This is a genomic window from Pseudomonas sp. S3_B08, from assembly GCF_054667725.1.
In genome coordinates this window covers 1,969,186-1,988,096 of record NZ_CP162750.1, presented here as the reverse complement: position 1 = coordinate 1,988,096, position 18,911 = coordinate 1,969,186, and the positions used below count along the sequence as shown (strand labels likewise).

At 61.9% G+C, this 18,911-nt stretch carries 9 protein-coding genes; 8 read left to right on the top strand and 1 reads right to left on the bottom strand.

All coding sequences use genetic code 11. From position 1 onward, the window contains the following. The first annotated feature begins 2 nt into the window (after nt 1–2). The 5 genes from AB4N73_RS09115 to AB4N73_RS09095 all read left to right on the top strand — a co-directional run bounded on the left by AB4N73_RS09115 (nt 3) and on the right by AB4N73_RS09095 (nt 12,419). Complete coding sequence (locus tag AB4N73_RS09115) at nt 3–1,373, top strand: TolC family outer membrane protein (protein WP_460143298.1); 1,371 nt, start codon at nt 3–5, stop codon at nt 1,371–1,373. An 873-nt stretch (nt 1,374–2,246) separates the two neighbouring features. Beyond that, nucleotides 2,247–5,192, top strand: coding sequence for an autotransporter serine peptidase EprS (gene eprS, locus AB4N73_RS09110; RefSeq protein ID WP_460143297.1), 2,946 nt, complete (start codon nt 2,247–2,249; stop codon nt 5,190–5,192). A gap of 245 nt (nt 5,193–5,437) precedes the next feature. Then, entirely contained in the window at nt 5,438–8,515 is a 3,078-nt protein-coding gene (locus AB4N73_RS09105) for an autotransporter domain-containing protein (protein WP_460143296.1), read from the top strand. 58 nt (nt 8,516–8,573) lie between these two features. After that, on the top strand, nt 8,574–10,262 hold the full coding sequence (locus AB4N73_RS09100; RefSeq protein WP_256809958.1) for a polyurethane esterase: 1,689 nt from the start codon (nt 8,574–8,576) through the stop codon (nt 10,260–10,262). Nucleotides 10,263–10,565: 303 nt separating this feature from the next. Beyond that, complete coding sequence (locus tag AB4N73_RS09095) at nt 10,566–12,419, top strand: polyurethane esterase (protein WP_460143585.1); 1,854 nt, start codon at nt 10,566–10,568, stop codon at nt 12,417–12,419. Between the two features lie 122 nt (nt 12,420–12,541). Here the strand turns inward: AB4N73_RS09095 and AB4N73_RS09090 are convergent, their stop codons facing one another. Further along, a complete protein-coding gene (locus tag AB4N73_RS09090; protein ID WP_256809957.1) occupies nt 12,542–12,766 on the bottom strand; it encodes a YgdI/YgdR family lipoprotein in 225 nt (74 codons plus the stop codon). A 195-nt stretch (nt 12,767–12,961) separates the two neighbouring features. Between AB4N73_RS09090 and AB4N73_RS09085 the strand changes: the two genes are divergently transcribed. From AB4N73_RS09085 to AB4N73_RS09075, 3 genes are read left to right on the top strand one after another with little or no spacing between them, the layout of a single operon-like run. Next, complete coding sequence (locus AB4N73_RS09085) at nt 12,962–14,614, top strand: VRR-NUC domain-containing protein (RefSeq protein WP_256809956.1); 1,653 nt, start codon at nt 12,962–12,964, stop codon at nt 14,612–14,614. Beyond that, on the top strand, nt 14,611–16,941 hold the full coding sequence (locus tag AB4N73_RS09080) for an ATP-dependent DNA helicase (RefSeq protein ID WP_460143295.1): 2,331 nt from the start codon (nt 14,611–14,613) through the stop codon (nt 16,939–16,941). Before AB4N73_RS09085 ends, AB4N73_RS09080 begins: the two co-directional genes overlap by 4 nt. Beyond that, a complete protein-coding gene (locus AB4N73_RS09075; RefSeq protein WP_460143294.1) occupies nt 16,934–18,853 on the top strand; it encodes a hybrid sensor histidine kinase/response regulator in 1,920 nt (639 codons plus the stop codon). The genes AB4N73_RS09080 and AB4N73_RS09075 overlap by 8 nt, the downstream gene beginning before the upstream one ends. Nucleotides 18,854–18,911: the final 58 nt, after the last annotated feature.

Here is an 18,911-nt window from a genome sequence, read left to right as displayed (position 1 = left end):
GGATGTTCGGCTGTATGAAAAAGCTTTGCATGCTGGGGGCCGCAATGACGCTGCTCGCGAGTCACTCGGCAGTCGCGGCCATGGGGCCATTCGAGATTTACGAACAGGCGTTGCGCAACGATCCGGTGTTTCTCGGTGCAATCAAGGAGCGCGATGCAGGCCTGGAAAACCGCGCGATTGGCCGCGCCGGGTTGCTGCCACGGATCGGCTACACCTACAACAAGGGCCGCAACTCGTCCAAGGCTACGTCTCTGGATGATCGCGCGCGCAACCGCACCGATGAGCGCAACTACAACAGTTACGGCTCGGCGCTGACGGTGCAGCAACCGCTGCTTGATTACGAAGCTTACGCGGCGTATCGCAAGGGCGTGGCGCAGTCGTTGTTTGCCGACGAAGCCTTTCGCGGCAAGAGTCAGGAACTGTTGGTGCGCGTGCTGGATAACTACACCAAAGCCTTGTTCGCCCAGGACCAGATCGACATCGCCCAGGCGAAGAAGAAGGCCTACGAGCAACAGTTCCAGCAGAACGAACACATGTTCAAGCAGGGCGAGGGCACGCGCACCGATATTCTCGAAGCCGAGTCGCGCTATGAGCTGGCGACTGCCGAGGAGATCGAAGCGCGCAACGAGCAGGATGCCGCCTTGCGTGAGCTGGGTGCGCTGGTGGGCGTGCCGGCAGTGGACATCGGCGATCTGGCGCCGCTTGGTCAGCAATTTCAGACCTTCACGCTGCAACCGGCCAACTTCGACACTTGGCATGAACTGGCGATCAGCAACAACCCGAACCTCGCTTCGCAGCGTCAGGCCGTGGAAGTGGCGCGCTATGAAGTCGAACGCAACCGCGCCGGGCATCTGCCGAAAGTAAGCGCCTATGCCTCGATGCGCGACAACGAGTCGGAAAGCGGCAACACCTATAACCAGCGCTACGAAACCAACACCATCGGCCTGGAAGTCAGCCTGCCGCTGTATGCCGGCGGCGGGGTGTCGGCCTCCACACGTCAGGCCAGCCGCACCATGGAACAGGCCGAATACGAACTGGATGGCAAAACCCGCGAAACCCTGATCGAACTGCGCCGACAGTTCAGCGCGTGCCTGTCCGGAGTGAGCAAATTGCGTGCTTATCAGAAGGCCTTGAAGTCGGCCGAGGCGCTGGTGGTCTCGACCCGACAAAGCATTCTGGGCGGCGAACGTACCAATCTCGATGCGTTGAACGCCGAGCAGCAACTGTTCACCACCCGCCGCGACCTGGCCCAGGCACGCTACGACTACCTGATGGCCTGGACCAAATTGCATTACTACGCCGGGACGCTGAATGAGCAGGATCTGGCGCGGGTGGACGAAGCATTTGTGGTCGCGCAACAGCCCTCACCCTAACCCTCTCCCAGAGGGAGAGGGGACCGATCCGGGGAGATTGGCGAGATGCACCGACTTGAACGAGCTGTGCTGAATCCGTAATCGACTGGTTTTCCAGGTCGCTGAATAACTGAAAACAACACGGTCGGCTCCCTCTCCCTTTGGGAGAGGGCTGGGGTGAGGGGACCGATCCGGGGAGATTGGCGAGATGCACCGATTTGAACGAGCTGTGCTGAATCCGTAATCGACTGGTTTTCCAGGTCGCTGAATAACTGAAGACAACACGGTCGGCTCCCTCTCCCTTTGGGAGAGGGCTGGGGTGAGGGGAACGGGCGACACCGCAGGAACTGAGGCTTTGCACCGAGACGTTAATGAGCAGGATTTGGCGCGGGTGGACGAAGCATTTGTGGTCGCGCAACAGCCCTCACCCTAACCCTCTCCCAGAGGGAGAGGGGACCGATCCGGGAAGGTTGGCGAGATGCACCGATTTGAACGAGCTGTGCTGAATCCGTAATCGACTGGTTTTCCAGGTCGCTGAATAACTGAAGACAACACGGTCGGCTCCCTCTCCCTTTGGGAGAGGGCTGGGGTGAGGGAAACGGGCGACACCGCAGGATCTGAGGCTTTGCACCGAGACGTTAATGAGCAGGATCTGGTGCGGGTGGACGAAGCATTTGTGGTCGCGCAACAGCCCTCACCCTGACCCTCCCAGAGGGAGAGGGGACTGACCGAGTGGCCTGCGATAGCTGCATCGACTTGAACGACCGAGCAGGCCGCAGGTTTTGACATCAACACAAATCGGCTCCCTCTCCTCGGGGAGAGGGCTGGGGTGAGGGGAACAGGCGACACCGCAATTCAGCCCTGAACAAAACAACAAAAACGAGAATGATGACCATGGACGTACGCATCAAACCGATTTCGCTCGGCACGCTATTGCTGGTGACCTCGGCAACGCAGGCGCAATACCTGGAACCCGGCCAGCCCGGCAATCCGGCCAGTTGGCGCAGTGCCGAGTTCCTGCGCGACTGGGGCCTGGAACGCATGCAGGCCGATCAGGCCTACGCAGCCGGCATCACCGGCAAGGGCGTGAAAATCGGCGCGCTCGATTCCGGTTTCGATGCCGCCCACCCCGAATTCTCCGCCGACCGTTATCACCCGGTAACCGCCAGCGGCAGCTACGTCGATGGCTCAGCGTTCAACGTCGACGGCACGCTCAACCCCAACAACGATTCCCACGGCACCCACGTGGTCGGCACCATGGGCGCCGCCCGTGATGGCAGCGGCATGCACGGGGTGGCGTACAACGCGCAAATCTACGTCGGCAACACCAACAAGAACGACAGTTTCCTCTTCGGCCCCGGCCCTGATCCGCGTTATTTCAAAGCGGTCTACGACAGCCTCGCCGATGCCGGGGTGCGGGCGATCAACAACAGTTGGGGCAGTCAGCCGCCGGATGTCAGTTACCGCACTCTCGCGGATCTGCACGCCGCCTACGCGCAACACTGGAACAAGGGCACTTGGCTCGACGCCGCTGCCGATGTTTCCCGGCGCGGCGTGATCAATGTCTTCAGCGCCGGCAACAGCGGCTACCCGAATGCCAGCGTACGTTCGGCGCTGCCGTACTTTCAGCCGGATCTGGAAGGTCACTGGCTGGCGGTGTCCGGGCTCGATCAGAGCAATCAGCAGAAATACAACCAGTGCGGCATCGCCAAATACTGGTGCATCACCACACCGGGGGCGAAGATCGACAGCACCATTCCCGGTGGCGGTTATGCGATCAAGTCCGGTACCTCGATGGCGGCGCCGCACGCGACCGGCGCCCTGGCGCTGGTGATGGAACGTTATCCGTACATGAACAATCAGCAGGCGCTCGAGGTGCTGCTGACCACCGCCACCCAGCTCGATGGCGCGGTCACCGACGCACCGAACGAGCGCGTCGGTTGGGGCGTCGCCAATCTCAATCGGGCGATGCGCGGGCCGGGGCAATTGCTCGGTACGTTCGACGCGAATCTGGGGGCAGGGCAGCGCGATGTCTGGAGCAATGACATCTCTGACAAGGCGCTGCTCCAGCGTCAAAACGAAGACCTCGCCGAGCGCAGCACCTGGCAGCAAACCCTACAGGACAAAGGCTGGCAGAGCGGTGTCCCGGCCGGCGCCAGTCAGCAGGACCAGACCGATTACGCCGTCGGCATGCTGCGTGATGCGGCAGCGGCAAACCGTGTGTATGAGGGCAGCCTGATCAAGTCCGGCGCCGGGCAATTGCTGGTCAGTGGCGCAAACACCTATCGCGGTCCGACTACCGTCAACGGCGGTCTGCTGACCGTCAACGGTTCGCTGACCTCAGCGGTCACCGTCAACGACAGCGGCACCCTCGGCGGCTCAGGACGCATCGGCGCGTTGACCGCCAACAGCGGCGGCCGTGTCGCACCGGGCAATTCCATCGGCACCTTGAATGTCGCTGGTGATGTGACACTCGCCCCGGGCTCGACTTACGCCGTCGAGCTATCGCCCACCAGCAGCGACCGCATCGTTGCCGGCGGCACGGCAACCGTCAGCGGCGCCAGCGTCAGCCTGGCGCTGGAAAACAGCCCGACCTTGCTCAGCAGCGCCGAAGCGCAAAGCCTGCTCGGTCGCCAGTACAACATCCTGCAAGCGGCCGGCGGCGTGCAGGGACAGTTCGCTGCGGTGGTGCCGAACTACCTGTTCATCGGCGGCGCCCTCGACTACGCCGCAAGCGGCATTCAGCTGAATATCCAACGCAATGCCACAAGCTTCGCCAGCGTCGGGCAAACGCCGAACCAGCGTTCGGTGGCCGCTGCAGTCGAAGGTCTGGGCGCCGGCAATTCGGTTTACGAAAGCGTGCTTCGTGCACCGACTCAGGGCTCGGCGCAGCAAGCCTTCCAGCAACTGAGCGGCGAGATTTATCCGGCGCTGGGGACGATGCTGATCAACGACAGCCGCCAGTTGCGTGATGCGGTCGGCGAGCGGCTGCACGATGAATCGGCGACACGCAGCAATGGCTGGATCAAAGCCCTCGGCGCCTGGGGCAGTACCGATTCGGGCCACGACACGGCCGGCTACAACACCTCGATCGGCGGCCTGCTGGCGGGGGTCGACGGCGCGCTGGACGAGCAGACCCGCATCGGTCTGGTCACCGGTTATAGCGACAGCTCGTTGAACATGGGCTCGGGCACGCATTCTTCGGCGAAAGTCGACAGCTATCACCTCGGCACTTACGCCGCACACGATCTCGGCGCCTGGCGCTTGAGCACTGGCGCGGCCTACAGCTGGCATCGCGGCGATGTGAAACGCGATCTGCAATACGACGAGGTCAGCGCCAAGCAGAAAGCCAAAGTTGACGCGACCACCACCCAAGTCTTCGGCGAAGCGGCGTATCGCTTGCAACTGCAAGCGCTGGCGCTGGAACCTTTCGCCAACCTGACCTACCTGCATCTGGACACCGAAGGCTTCACCGAAAAGGGCGATGCCGCTGCGCTGAAAAGCTCGGGCGATCAGCGCGATGTGGTGCTGAGCACTCTGGGCGTGCGGGCGAGCAAAACCTTCAACCTTTCCAGCCAGCAAGCGCTGGACGTCAGCGCGCGTCTCGGCTGGCAGCACAGCCTCAGCGATATCGAATCGGAGCAGCATTTGCGTTTTGCCAGCGGCGGCACGCCGTATTCCGTGGAGAGCTCAGCGCTGGTACGCGATGCCGCACTGGTCGGCGTGCAGGCCAGTCTGGCCTTGAGCAAGGACGTGCGGGTCAACCTCGATTACAACGGCCAACTGGCCAGCCGCGAGAAGCTGCATGGCGTTGGCCTGAGCCTGAACTGGCAGTTCTGATTGCATGTGTTTGAGTCACCGTGGCGAGGGGATTTATCCCCGCTCGACTGCGCAGCAGTCGCAAAACCTGATCGTTCCCACGTGCAGCAAGGGAATTGATCGTTCCCACGCTCTGCGTGGGAACGCCTTCAGGGACGCTCCGCGTTCCAATGGGACGCGGAGCGTCCCGGGCTGCATTCCCACGCGGAGCGTGGGAACGATCAAGGCAACCGGATTTTTCGCAACATCACTAAGGAAGGTCGTGGATGGATAACAACAATACCCCCGCGCAATCGGGTGGCCGCTTTGCCCTGAAAACCCTGACAGTCGCCATGCTCTGTGCCAGTGCGATGGCACAGGCAGCGCCTTACGTGGAAAACGGCCGCAGCGGCGATCCGTCGAGCTGGCGCAGCAATGAATTCAAGGCTGACTGGGGCTTGGGCGCGATCGGCGCGGATTACGCCTACGCCGCCGGCTACACCGGCAAAGGCGTGAAGCTGGGCATCTTCGATCAGCCGGTCTACGCCGCACATCCGGAGTTCTCCGGCAGCAACAAAGTCGTCACCCTGGTCACCAGCGGCATTCGCGAATACACCGACCCGTACATCCCGGTAAAGGCCGGCGATGCGTTCCTCTATGACGGTTCACCCTCGGTCGGCTCCAACGGCAAGCTCGGCGCCCATGGCACGCACGTCGGCGGCATCGCGGCGGGCAGTCGCGACGGCGGGGTGATGCACGGTGTTGCATTCGGTGCGCAGATCATCAGCGCCGATAACGGCGACCCAGGCCCGGAAGACGGCATCGTGCGCGGCAACGATGGTGCGGTGTACAAGGCCGGTTGGGATGCGCTGATCGCCAGCGGGGCGCGGATCATCAACAACAGCTGGGGCATCGGCATCACCGACCGCTTCGACCTCGGCGGCCGCGATCCGGCGTATCCGCACTTCACCGTCAACGACGCGCAATTGCAATTCAACGAAATCCGCACGCTGCTCGGCACCAAACCCGGCGGCGCTTACGACGGCGCCATCGCCGCCGCTCGCAGCGGCATCGTCACCATTTTTGCCGCCGGCAACGATTACAACCTGAACAATCCCGACGCCATTGCCGGCCTGGGTTATTTCGTCCCGGACATCGCGCCGAACTGGATCACCGTCGCCGCGTTGCAGCAGAACCCGGACACCGCCAGCGCCAATCCGTACGTGATCAGCACGTTTTCCTCGCGCTGCGGCTATACGGCGAGTTACTGCGTCTCGGCGCCGGGCACCAAGATTTATAGCTCGATCATCGAAGGCACCAACGCCGGCAACCTGACCACCAGCTACGCCAATTACAACGGCACCTCGATGGCGGCGCCGCATGTCGCTGGTTCCATTGCCGTACTGATGGAGCGTTTTCCGTACATGAGCGGCGACCAGGTCGCCAGCGTGTTGCGCACCACTGCGACCGACCTCGGTGCGCCGGGCATCGACGCCTTGTACGGTTGGGGCATGATCAACCTGCGCAAGGCCATCGACGGCCCGGCGATGTTCGTGACCGAGCAGGACATTCCCGAAGAATTCCGCGTGCAGGGCGCTTACGGGTCCGGCCAGTTCGTGGCTGACTTGCCGGGCATCGGTGCGATCATCGATCAGGGCAAACCCACCGAACGCGTGTGCATCGATATCACGTGCGGCCTCGACACCTGGCGCAACGACATCGGCGGCCACGGCGGTCTGACCAAGCAAGGCATCGGCACCCTGGTGCTGACCGGCAATAACACTTACAGCGGCCCGACCCTGGTCAATCAGGGTCGACTGGCCATCAACGGTTCGCTGCAATCGGCGGTCACTGTCAACAATGGCGGCATCCTCGGCGGCAATGGCCGCATCGGCGCGCTGGCAGTGAACAGCGGCGGTACGGTGGCGCCGGGCAACTCCATCGGCACCTTGAACGTCGCCGGTGACGTGACCTTCGCGCCGGGTTCGACCTACGCCGTAGAGCTGTCGCCAACCAGCAGCGATCAGATCGTTGCGGGCGGCAAAGCCATCATCGACGGTGCCACGGTGAGCCTGTCGCTGGAAAACAGCCCGACCTTGCTCAGCACCGGCGAAGTGCAAAGCCTGCTCGGCACTCGCTACAACATCCTGCAAGCGGCGGGCGGCATTGAAGGGCGCTTCGGTCAGGTCTTGCCGAATTACGCCTTCCTTGGCGGCACTCTGGATTATTCGGCGGGCGGCATTCAACTGGCGGTCGGGCGCAATGAGGCATCGTTCGCCAGCGTCGGTCTGACGCCGAACCAGCGCGCCGTCGGTGCGGCTGCCGAACGTCTGGGTGCGGGCAACGCGCTGTTCGAAACCCTGTTGCTGTCGCCCAACGCGGCGTCGGCGCAGCAGGCCTTTCAACAGTTGTCCGGCGAGATTCACCCGGCCATCGGCACGCTGCTGATCAACGACAGCCGCTACCTGCGCGAAGCCGTCGGCGAGCGCCTGCGTGAGCGTGATCTGTTCAATGCCGATGCGCCGACTGATGATCGCAGCAACGTCTGGGTCAAGGTCCTCGGCTCGTGGGGCGAGAGTGACGGCGGACACGACAATGCCGATTCCAATAGCTCCATCGGTGGGCTGCTGGCTGGTGTCGACGGTCTGATTGCTGAAGATACCCGTCTCGGTTTCGTCACCGGTTACAGCGACAGTTCGTTGAGCATGGGCAGCGGCACGCATTCGTCGGCGTCGGTCGACAGCTACCACTTGGGTGCGTATCTGGGCCATGAAATCGACGCGTTGCGCCTGACCGTCGGCGGCGCCTACAGCTGGCATCGCATCGACGTCAAACGTGATCTGCAGTTCGGCGACGTCAGCGGCAAACAGAAAACCAAACGCGACGCGACCACCGCGCAAGTGTTCACCGAGGCCGCATACGATCTGGGCCTGCAACCGATGAACCTGGAGCCGTTCGCCAATCTGTCCTACGTGCACCTCAACACCGACAGCTTCACCGAGAAGGGTGACGCTGCCGCGCTCAAGGGTGGTGAAGACAACCGCGACGTGGTGCTGTCGACCCTCGGCGTGCGCGCCAAGCGCAGCTTCGCTGTGTCGGACAAGCATCAGTTGGAACTGGGCGCCAGTCTCGGCTGGCAGCACAACCTGAGCAGCGTCGATGCCGACAGCCATCTGGCCTTCGCCAACGGCAATAGCGCGTTCACCGTGCAGAGCGTGTCGATGGATCGTGACGCTGCTGTGGTCGGAGTGCGCGCCGGGCTGGCGCTCAATCGCGACGTGCGGGTCAACCTTGACTACAACGGCCTGATCGGCTCGAACGAGAAGGATCACGGCGTCGGTCTGACCCTCGACTGGCAGTTCTGAGGCGTAACCGGCAGCGCTTCTCGGGCTGCCGGTTTTTCAAGGAAAAGGAGCGCTGCACATGGGATTGTTCGATTACAAAAATGCCGACGGCAAAGGGTTGTACAGCGACGCCATCGCACTGACGCTGTATGCCTACACGCCCACCGGCAAACCGTTGCCGGCCACGGCGTGGGCACCGGTCACGGCGACGGCGCTGGGCTATCAGGGCAAGGTCGGCGTGCAAGGCACGTTCTTCGGGGAACAGGATGGCTTCACCAGCGCCGAGGCCGAAGTGCTCGGCAAGTATGACGCTGCTGGCAAGTTGATCGGCCTTGGCATTGCCTTTCGCGGCACTGGCGGGCTGGGTTACAGCGACACTTTCGGTGATCTGAAAAACAATCTGCTCGCGGCGGTCGGGCCGTCGGATTACGCGAGCAATTACGCGAAAAACGCGTTCGACAATCTGCTCAAGGCCGTCGCCGCTTTCGCGATTGCCAACGGTGTTGCTGCCAAGGACGTATTGATCAGCGGCCACAGCCTCGGCGGGCTTGGGGTAAATAGTGTTGCTGAATTGAGCGGGGACAACTGGGGCGGCTTCTACAAGGATGCCAATTACATCGCCTTCGCCTCGCCGACCCAGAGCAACTCCGGCAACCAGGTGCTCAATATCGGTTTCGAAAACGATCCGGTATTCCGCGTGCTTGACGGCACCACATTCAGCACGGCGTCGATGGGCAAGCACGACAAGCCGCACGAATCGACCACCGACAACCTCGTCAACTTCACCGATAACTACGCTTCCACGGCGCAGAACCTGGTGCCGTTCAGCATCGCCAATCCGCTGAACTGGTCGGCGCACAGTTCGCTGGGCTACGCCGATGGCTTGAATCGGGTGATCGATTCGGCGTTCTACAACCTGACCGAGCGCGACTCGACAATCATCGTCGCCAATCTCGAAGAGGCATCGCGGAGCAAGACCTGGGTCGAGGATCTGGGCCGCAGCGGCGAGCCGCACAGCGGCAGCACCTTCATCATCGGCACGCAGAGCAGCGACTGGCTCAAGGGCGGGGCGGGTAACGACTTTCTTGAAGGACTGGGCGGCGATGATCGTTTCCGCGATGACGGCGGCTACAACGTCATTTTTGGCGGCCAGGGCCATAACACCTTCGAACTGCAAAAGCCGTTACAGAACTTCAGCTTCGCCAACGACGGCGACGGCACGCTGTACGTGCGCGACGCCTACGGCGGCGTCAGCCTGACCCGCGACATCGGCGCGCTGGTCAGTAAAGAGGCCGGTTCGTGGTGGGGCAGCAAGGAAATCACCTGGGGCGTCACCGCCAAGGGCCTGAGCAACGGCAGCGAACTGACCCAGTACAACCATTCGCTCAGCGGTGATGGCTACGGCAATGCCCTGCATGCCACGGCCGATGGCGACTGGCTGTTTGGCCTTGGTGGCGATGATCAACTGATCAGCGACAAGTCGCAGGTGACTTTTGTGGGTGGCGCCGGCAACGACGTGATGACGGCGGTGGGTGGCGGCAACACCTTCCTGTTCAGCGGCGCGTTTGGTTTCGATGCGATCAATGGTTATCAGGGCAGCGACAAACTGCTGTTCATGGGCGTCGCGGGCGCTGGACAGGGTTATGACTACAAGCAGCATGCCGCGCAGTCCGGCGCGGATACCGTGCTTAAGGTCGGCGATTTTGCCGTGACGCTGGTTGGCGTCGGCGTGACTGACCTGACGGATTCGAGTTTCGTCTTTGCCTGATTCCGAAGTTCCAGAAGATCTCATTGTGGGAGCGAGCCTGCTCGCGAAAACGGTGGGTCAGGCGATTGTGATGTTGAATGTGCTGCCGCCTTCGCGAGCAGGCTCGCTCCCACAGGTACGGCGTACACATGATCGTTCCCACGCTCTGTGTGGGAATGCAGCCGGGGGCGCTCTGCGTCCCAAAAGAACGCAGCCTTCGGCAGCTCCTACAGAGGATGTGCAAGATGTAACGAATGCTCCAGAGCCCCGCGCTCTGGCTGTGAGCTATCTCTGACAATTCCAACAACAAGAGAGGCAATGGCAATGGGTGTATACGACTACAAGAGCTTCGGCACAGCCGATTCCGCGGCGCTGTTCAGCGATGCCATGGCGATCACGCTGTATTCCTATCACAACCTCGATAACGGCTTCGCCGCCGGTTATCGGCACAACGGCTTCGGCCTGGGCCTGCCGGCAACGCTGGTCACCGCACTGATTGGCGGCACCGATTCGCAAGGGGTGATCCCCGGTATCCCGTGGAATCCCGACTCGGAAAAACTCGCCCTCGATGCCGTGCAAAAGGCCGGCTGGACGCCCATCACCGCTGCGCAATTGGGCTACGACGGCAAGACCGATGCACGCGGGACGTTCTTCGGCGAGAAGGCTGGCTACACCAGCGCGCAGGTGGAAATCCTCGGCAAGTACGATGCCCAGGGTCACCTCACCGAACTGGGGATCGCCTTTCGCGGCACCAGCGGCCCGCGCGAAATCCTCATTGGTGATTCGATTGGCGACGTGATCAACGATCTGCTCGCAGCGTTCGGCCCGGCCGATTACGCAAAAAACTACGTCGGCGAAGCTTTCGGCAATCTGCTCAACGATGTCGTCGCATTCGCCCGGGCCAACGGCCTCAGCGGCAAGGACGTGCTGGTCAGCGGCCACAGCCTGGGCGGTCTGGCGGTGAACAGCATGGCTGACTTGAGCGCTGGCAAGTGGGGCGGGTTTTTCGCCGATTCCAACTACATCGCCTACGCCTCACCGACGCAAAGCAGCACCGACAAGGTGCTGAATATCGGCTACGAAAACGACCCGGTGTTTCGTGCCCTTGACGGTTCGACCTTCAGCAGTGCTTCGGTGGGCGTGCACGACGCGTCGCATGCCTCGACCACCGACAACATCGTCAGCTTCAACGACCACTACGCCTCGAACGCCTGGAACGTGCTGCCGTATTCGATCCTGAATATCCCGACCTGGATTTCGCACCTGCCCACTGGCTACGGCGACGGCATGACCCGCGTGCTGGAATCGAAGTTCTACGACCTGACCAGCCGCGACTCGACGATCATCGTCGCCAACCTCTCCGACCCGGCGCGGGCAAACACTTGGGTACAGGACCTCAACCGTAACGCCGAAACCCACAAGGGCAGCACGTTCATTATTGGCAGTGACGGCAATGACCTGATCCAGGGCGGCAGCGGCAACGACTATCTGGAGGGACGCGCCGGCAACGACAGTTTCCGCGACATCGGCGGCTACAACGTCATTCTGGGCGGGCAGGGCAACAACATGCTCGACTTGCAGCAAACCGTGAAGAACTTTGATTTCGCCAACGACGGTGCCGGCAACCTGTACATCCGCGATGCCAACGGCGGGATCAGCATTACCCGCGACATCGGCAGCATTGTCAGCAAAGAGCCGGGGTTTCTCTGGGGCGTGTTCAAGGACGACGTGTTGCACAGCGTCACGGCCACGGGGCTGAAAGTCGGCAGCAACCTCACCGCTTATGAGGCCAGTGTGAAAGGCACGGCGGGTGCTGACACGCTAAAGGCGCATGCCGGCGGCGATTGGCTGTTTGGCCTTGAGGGCAATGATCATTTGCTCGGCGGCGCGGGCAATGATGTGTTTGTCGGCGGCGCTGGCAATGACCTGCTGGAATCGGGCGGCGGGGCGGATACGTTTCTGTTCCACGGCGCGTTCGGCCAGGATCGGGTCGTTGGCTATACGGCCGATGACAAACTGGTGTTTCTCGGCGTACAGGGTGTGTTGCCGGGGGATGATTTCCGTGCCCACGCGTCGGCGGTCGGGCAGGATACCGTGCTGACATTTGGTGGGGATTCGGTGACGTTGGTGGGGGTGGCGCTGGGGAGTTTGAGCGACGACGGGGTGGTTATCGCCTGAGGTTGATGCGGGGCCTGTGCCGGCCCCTTCGCGAGCAGGCTCGCTCCCACAGGGGATTTGTGAACAACGCAGATCCAGTGTGGGAGCGAGCCTGCTCGCGAAAAACGATCATTCAGGCAAAGTCAGTCTTCCTTGCGCACGGTCGCGACTTCATCAGCGCGGACCTTGACCTTGGCGCCGGAAATATCCTCGAACTCATAGAAACCATCTTTGGTCTCGGTCTTCGGCATGTCCTCAGTCAGGTACTGGGTGCCGTTCTGCAACGTCACCACGGTCTGGGTCGAACAGCCGCCCAGCGCCAACAGGGCTGCGACCGCTACAGGAATGCCCAGCATCTTGATTTTCATACCCACCTCTGACTCCTTGCTTGAATGTGATTGCGGGCATTGTCGGCCCTGTAACGCGGTTGGTGCCAGCAGCGGCGGAAAAGTTCGATGGCGGCACGAAAAAATGCCATTGATCTTTTTCCGTTTGCGCCGGGCGGGGCTGAGCTGTTATCTGTACGCATAACCAGTGTTCGCTTGCCGTGGCTTTGAATTCCCGTGACCTCCAACCCTCTCGACGATCCGTTCTATTACCTCAACAACTTCCGGCAAGTGCTTGATTGGCTTGGGCTTCGCTATGCCGATGTGATGAGCGCAAGCGAACACGGCTTCATCCGCGACTTCAATACGCTGCCGCAAGCCTCGCAGGGATTGCTGGTGCGCATGGTCATGCGCAAGGGCATTCACTTTCGCGCGAGCAAACTCAATTATCTGGAAATCGGCGACATCGCTGAGGCGGCGCAGCCGTTGCTTGATCGCGGCTGGCTCGATGAACACGCGGCGCTGACCCTGGCAGAGTTGTTTGATGTCCTGCTCAAGGCCGAGCTGCTGCAAGCGTTCGGCACCTTTATCGATCAACCGAAAGGGCGCAAGGACGAATGGCTGCCCGTGCTGGCCGAACAGTTCAGCGAGGCGCAAACCCTGCGCGTCTGGGCACCGCAACTGGCCGATCGGCTGTTCAGCCTCACCCTGATGGACCTGTGCGATCGCCTGCGCCTGATGTTCTTCGGCAATCTGTATCAGGACTGGTCGGAGTTCGTGCTGGCCGACCTCGGCATCTTCACTTATGAAAAAGTCGAGTTCTGCGCTGACTCCCGAGGCCTGCGCAGTCGCGAAGACGTCGACGCCTGCCTGTTCCTGCATCAATGCCAGTTGCGCTTCGAAGCCGGTGAAGCGCTGGACGAGATCGTCGAACAGATCAACGCCGTGCAATTCGACAACCCGTGGCTGCGCCGCCGACAAGCCAAGGCGTTGTTCCAGATCGGCCAGTACGCCGAGCGCATCGGCGACTTTGCGCTGGCCCTGAGTGTTTACCGCGACTGCGCTTATCCGGGCGCACGGCTGCGCATGATCCGTGTGCTTGAACGTTGCGGCGAATATGCATTGGCGCTGGAACTCGGCACGCTGGCCGAACAGGCGCCGCAAAGTGCCGCCGAGCAGCAAGGCTTGCAGCGCATCGTCCCGCGTCTGCGGCGTAAACTCGGTGGCCCGCCGCTCAAGCGTGCCAAGGCCAGAGAGGTCGAGCGCCTCGATTTGCATTTGCCGCGCAGCGATCCGGCGCGGTCGGTGGAATTTCACGTACAAGCGCACTTGCACGCCGATGACGGCCCGGTGCATTACGTCGAGAACAGCCTGATCAATTCACTGTTCGGCCTGTTGTGCTGGCCAGCGATCTTCGCGCCGTTGCCGGGCGCGTTCTTCCACCCGTTCCAGCGCGGCCCGGTGGATCTGCTCAGTGAAGACTTCCTCGAGCGCCGCGCCGAGCTGTTCCAGGCGTGCCTGGGCGAACTCGATGACGGCCGCTACGCCGAGACCATTCGCCAGCGTTTTGTCGACAAGTGGGGCATTCAGTCGCCTTTCGTGTTCTGGGGCGCGCTCAACGAAGACTTGCTGGAGCAGGCGCTGGCCTGTCTGCCCGCCGAACACCTGAAACACTGGTTCAATCGCCTGTTGCTCGACATCAAGGCCAACCGCGCCGGCATGCCGGACCTGATCCAGTTCTGGCCGCAGCACAAGACCTACCGGATGATCGAAGTCAAAGGCCCCGGCGACCGCTTGCAGGACAATCAGCTGCGCTGGCTGGAATTCTGCCACGAGCACCAGATGCCGGTGGCGGTGTGTTACGTGCAATGGGCGGAGCAGAGCGCTTGAGTTACAGCGTTGCCGTGCGTGCACTGTGCGAGTTCACCGCCAAGACCGGTGATCTCGACCTGCGCTTCACCCCGTCACCAACCGCGCTCGAAGGCATCGTCGGCCATCGCACCGTGGCGTCGCGGCGCAGTGAGCAGTACCAGAGCGAAGTGGCTCTGCAAGGCGAATTCGGCGAGCTGAAGGTCAAGGGCAGGGCGGATGGCTACGACCCGGCGCAAAACTGCCTGGAAGAAGTCAAAACCTATCGCGGCGACCTGAGCAGGCAACCGGCCAATCACCGCCAGTTGCACTGGGCGCAGGCGAAAATCTACGGCTGGTTGATGTGCCAGAAACTGCAATTGCAGCAGATCAATCTGGCGCTGGTGTATTTCGACGTCGTCAGCGAAAAGGAAACCTGCCTGGTCGAATCCCACAGCGCCGAGTCACTCCAGACGTTTTTCACGCAGCAGTGCGGCTTGTTCCTGCAATGGGCCGAGCAGGAAATGGCCCATCGCGAAGCGCGCAATCTGGCCGCGCAGCAACTGGCGTTCCCGCATGCGGATTTTCGTCCCGGCCAACGGCATCTGGCCGAATCAGTGTTCAAAGCCGTCAGCACCGGCCGCTGTCTGATGGCCCAGGCACCGACCGGGATTGGCAAAACCCTTGGCACGCTGTTTCCGATGCTCAAGGCCCTGGCGCCGCAGCAACTGGACAAGGTGTTCTTTCTCACCGCCAAGACTCCCGGACGCAAACTGGCGCTCGATGCCAGTCAAGTGTTGTTCAGGCAAGCGCCGGACTTGCCGCTGCGAGTGATGGAAATGGTTGCTCGCGACAAGGCCTGCGAACATCCGGACAAAGCCTGCCACGGTGAATCCTGTCCGTTGGCCCAGGGTTTTTATGATCGCCTGCCGGCTGCCCGCGAATCTGCCAGCCATATCAATCTGCTGGATCAGGCGGCGATGCGTGAAGTTGCCGCGCAGCACAGCGTATGCCCGTATTACCTGAGTCAGGAAATGGCCCGTTGGGCGGATGTGGTGGTTGCCGACTACAACTATTACTTCGACTTCAGCGCGCTGCTGTTCGGCCTGGCCCAGCTCAATCAATGGAAAGTCGCGGTGCTGGCCGACGAGGCGCACAACCTGGTCGAACGCGGCCGGCAAATGTACAGCGCCAGTCTCGACCAGTTCACCCTCGCCAGCGTGCGCAAAACCGCGCCGGCAGCGCTGAAGAATTCCCTGCAACGGGTCAACCGCGAATGGAACGCGCTGCATGCGCCGCAACTGGCGGCGTATCAGGCGTACGACAAGGCGCCGGACAAGCTCCTGCACGCCATCTCGCTGTGTTGCGCGGCCATTGGTGATTACCTCAACGAGCATCCGCAAGGCCTCGACAGCAGCTTGCAGAATTTCTATTTCGATCTGCTGCAATTCGCCCGGGTCGCCGAGCTGTACGACGAGCATTACCTGTTCGATATCAGCAAACGCGACCTCGACCGCAAACGTCCACTGTCGCAACTGTGCCTGCGCAACGTGGTGCCGGCGGCGTTCATCGGCCCGCGCCTGAGCGCGGCGCGCAGCAGCGTGCTGTTCTCGGCCACGCTGAGCCCGCGCAACTACTACGCCGACCTGCTCGGCACGCCCGCCGACACGGTGTGCATCGACGTCGAATCGCCGTTCAGCGCCGAGCAGTTGCAGGTGCACATCGTCAGCCAGATCTCCACCCGTTTTAACCATCGCCAGGCCTCGCTGGAGCCTATCGTCGAGCTGATCGCGCGCCAGTTCAGCGAGCGCCCGGGCAATTACCTGGCGTTCTTCAGCAGTTTCGATTACCTGCAACAGGTCGCGACCTTATTGGCCGAGCGCCATCCGCACATCACCCAGTGGCTGCAATCGCGGGGCATGGCCGAGGGCGCGCGGCAGGCGTTTCTCGACCAGTTCAGCGCCGACAGCCAGGGCGTCGGGTTTGCGGTGCTGGGCGGGGCGTTTGGCGAGGGCATCGATTTGCCCGGCGCGCGGCTGATCGGCGCGTTCATCGCCACGCTGGGGCTGGCGCAGCTCAACCCGGTCAACGAGCAGATGAAGCGGCGCATGGCGGCGATTTTTGGCGCCGGCTACGATTACACATATCTGTACCCGGGCATGCAAAAAGTCGTACAAGCCGCCGGGCGGGTGATTCGCACCCGTGAGGATCGCGGCACGGTCATGCTCATTGATGACCGCTTTGCCGAAAGCCGCATCCAGCAACTGCTGCCGCAGTGGTGGGCAATCAAAAGCGAGCCGGCACTTTCCAAATCAGTGGATTCACGCATACTTCAGCCCATGACAGTGGCTGGTGAGTGTGATGAGTGAAAACAACAGTACCGCAGCGATCGAAGACAGCCGTTTCCGGCTATTGATCGACGCGGTTGTCGACTATGCGATCTACATGATCGACCCCGACGGTACCATCACCAGTTGGAACTCCGGCGCCAAACGCTTCAAGGGCTACGAAGAAGCGGAAATCATCGGCGAGCACTTCTCGCGCTTCTATACCCCGGAAGACCGCGCCAACGGCATGCCGCAACGGGCGCTGGACACTGCGATCCGTGAAGGTCGCTTCGAAGGCGAGGGCTGGCGCGTGCGCAAGGACGGCACGCACTTCTGGTCGCACGTGGTGATCGACCCGATCATCGACCCCAACGGCGAACTGCTCGGTTTCGCCAAGATCACTCGCGACCTCACCGACCGCAAGATGGCCGAGGAAACCCTCAAGCAAAGCGAACAGCAGTTCCGCCTGCTGGTGCAGGGCGTTACCGACTACGCGATCTACATGCTCAGCCCCGAAGGTTGCGTCAGCAACTGGAACCAGGGCGCGCAGCGCATCAAGGGTTACTTGCCGGAAGAAATCATCGGCCAGCATTTTTCGATTTTCTACACCCCCGAAGACCGCGAACTCGGCGAGCCGCAGCGCTCGCTGGAGATTGCCACCCGCGAAGGCCGGTTCGAGAGCCGCAGTTGGCGGATGCGCAAGGACGGCACGCGGTTTCTTGCCCACGTGGTCGTCGATGCGATTCGCGGCGACACCGGCACGCTGCTCGGCTTTGCCAAGATCACCCGTGATGTGACCGAGGCGCACGAGGCGCAGCAGGCCCTGGAAAAGACCCGCGAGGCGTTGTTCCAGGCGCAGAAGATGCAGGCGATCGGCCAACTCAGCGGCGGCATCGCCCATGACTTCAACAACCTGTTGACGGTGATTCTCGGCAATCTCGAGATCGTGCAGAAACGCATCGGCGACGCGCCGAAAATCGCCCGTCTGCTGGAGAACGCCACCCAAGGGGCCTTGCGCGGTGTCTCGCTGACCCAGCGCATGCTGGCCTTCGCCCGGCGTCAGGAACTCAAGACCGAATCGGTGGATATCCCGCAATTGGTGCAAGGCATCACCGGGCTGCTGCGCAGTTCGCTCGGACCGGGCATTCGTATCGAAACACGCTTTCCCGACGACCTGCAGCCAGTGCTGGCCGATAGCAATCAGCTGGAACTGGCGATCCTCAATCTGGCGACCAACGCCCGCGATGCCATGCCCCAGGGCGGCACGGTGATCATTCAGGCGCAAGCCGAAGTGGTGCTGGAACAAACTCATTCGACCCTGGCGGCGGGGCGTTACGTGTGCCTGAGCCTGATCGACAGCGGCGAAGGCATGGACGAAGCCACGCTGGCCTGCGCCCGCGATCCGTTCTTCACCACCAAAGGCCTGGGCAAAGGCACCGGGCTCGGTTTGTCGATGGTGCATGGCTTCATCGAGCAGTTGGGCGGGCGCTTTACTCTCAAAAGCGAGAAGGGCCACGGCACGGCGGCCGAACTGTGGATTCCGGTGGCGCTAGAGCAAACGGCCAGTCGCCCGGCGTACAGCAACGCCGCGCCCATTGCGGTCCCAAGGCTCAGCGTGCTGGTGGTCGATGACGATTCGCTGGTGCTGACCAGCACCAGCCTGCTGCTGGAAGACCTCGGCCACCGCGTCATCGGCGCGACCTCCGGCGCCCAGGCGCTGGCGCTTTTCGATCAGGGCGAAGTCATCGATCTGGTGATCACCGACATGGCCATGCCAAAAATGAGCGGCGCGCAACTGGCTCACGCCTTGCGTATGCTCAAGCCGGATTTGCCGATCATTCTCGCCACTGGATACGCCGAACGTTTGGAAGGCTTCGCCGCCGATCTGCCGCGTCTGCCGAAACCGTTCACTCAGTTGAATCTGGTCCAGATCATCGCCCAGTCGATGAAGTGATGCGCTGGTCGATCCGGCTGAACTAGTGCTGACGCGTGCCTTTCCAAAAGTCTTGTTC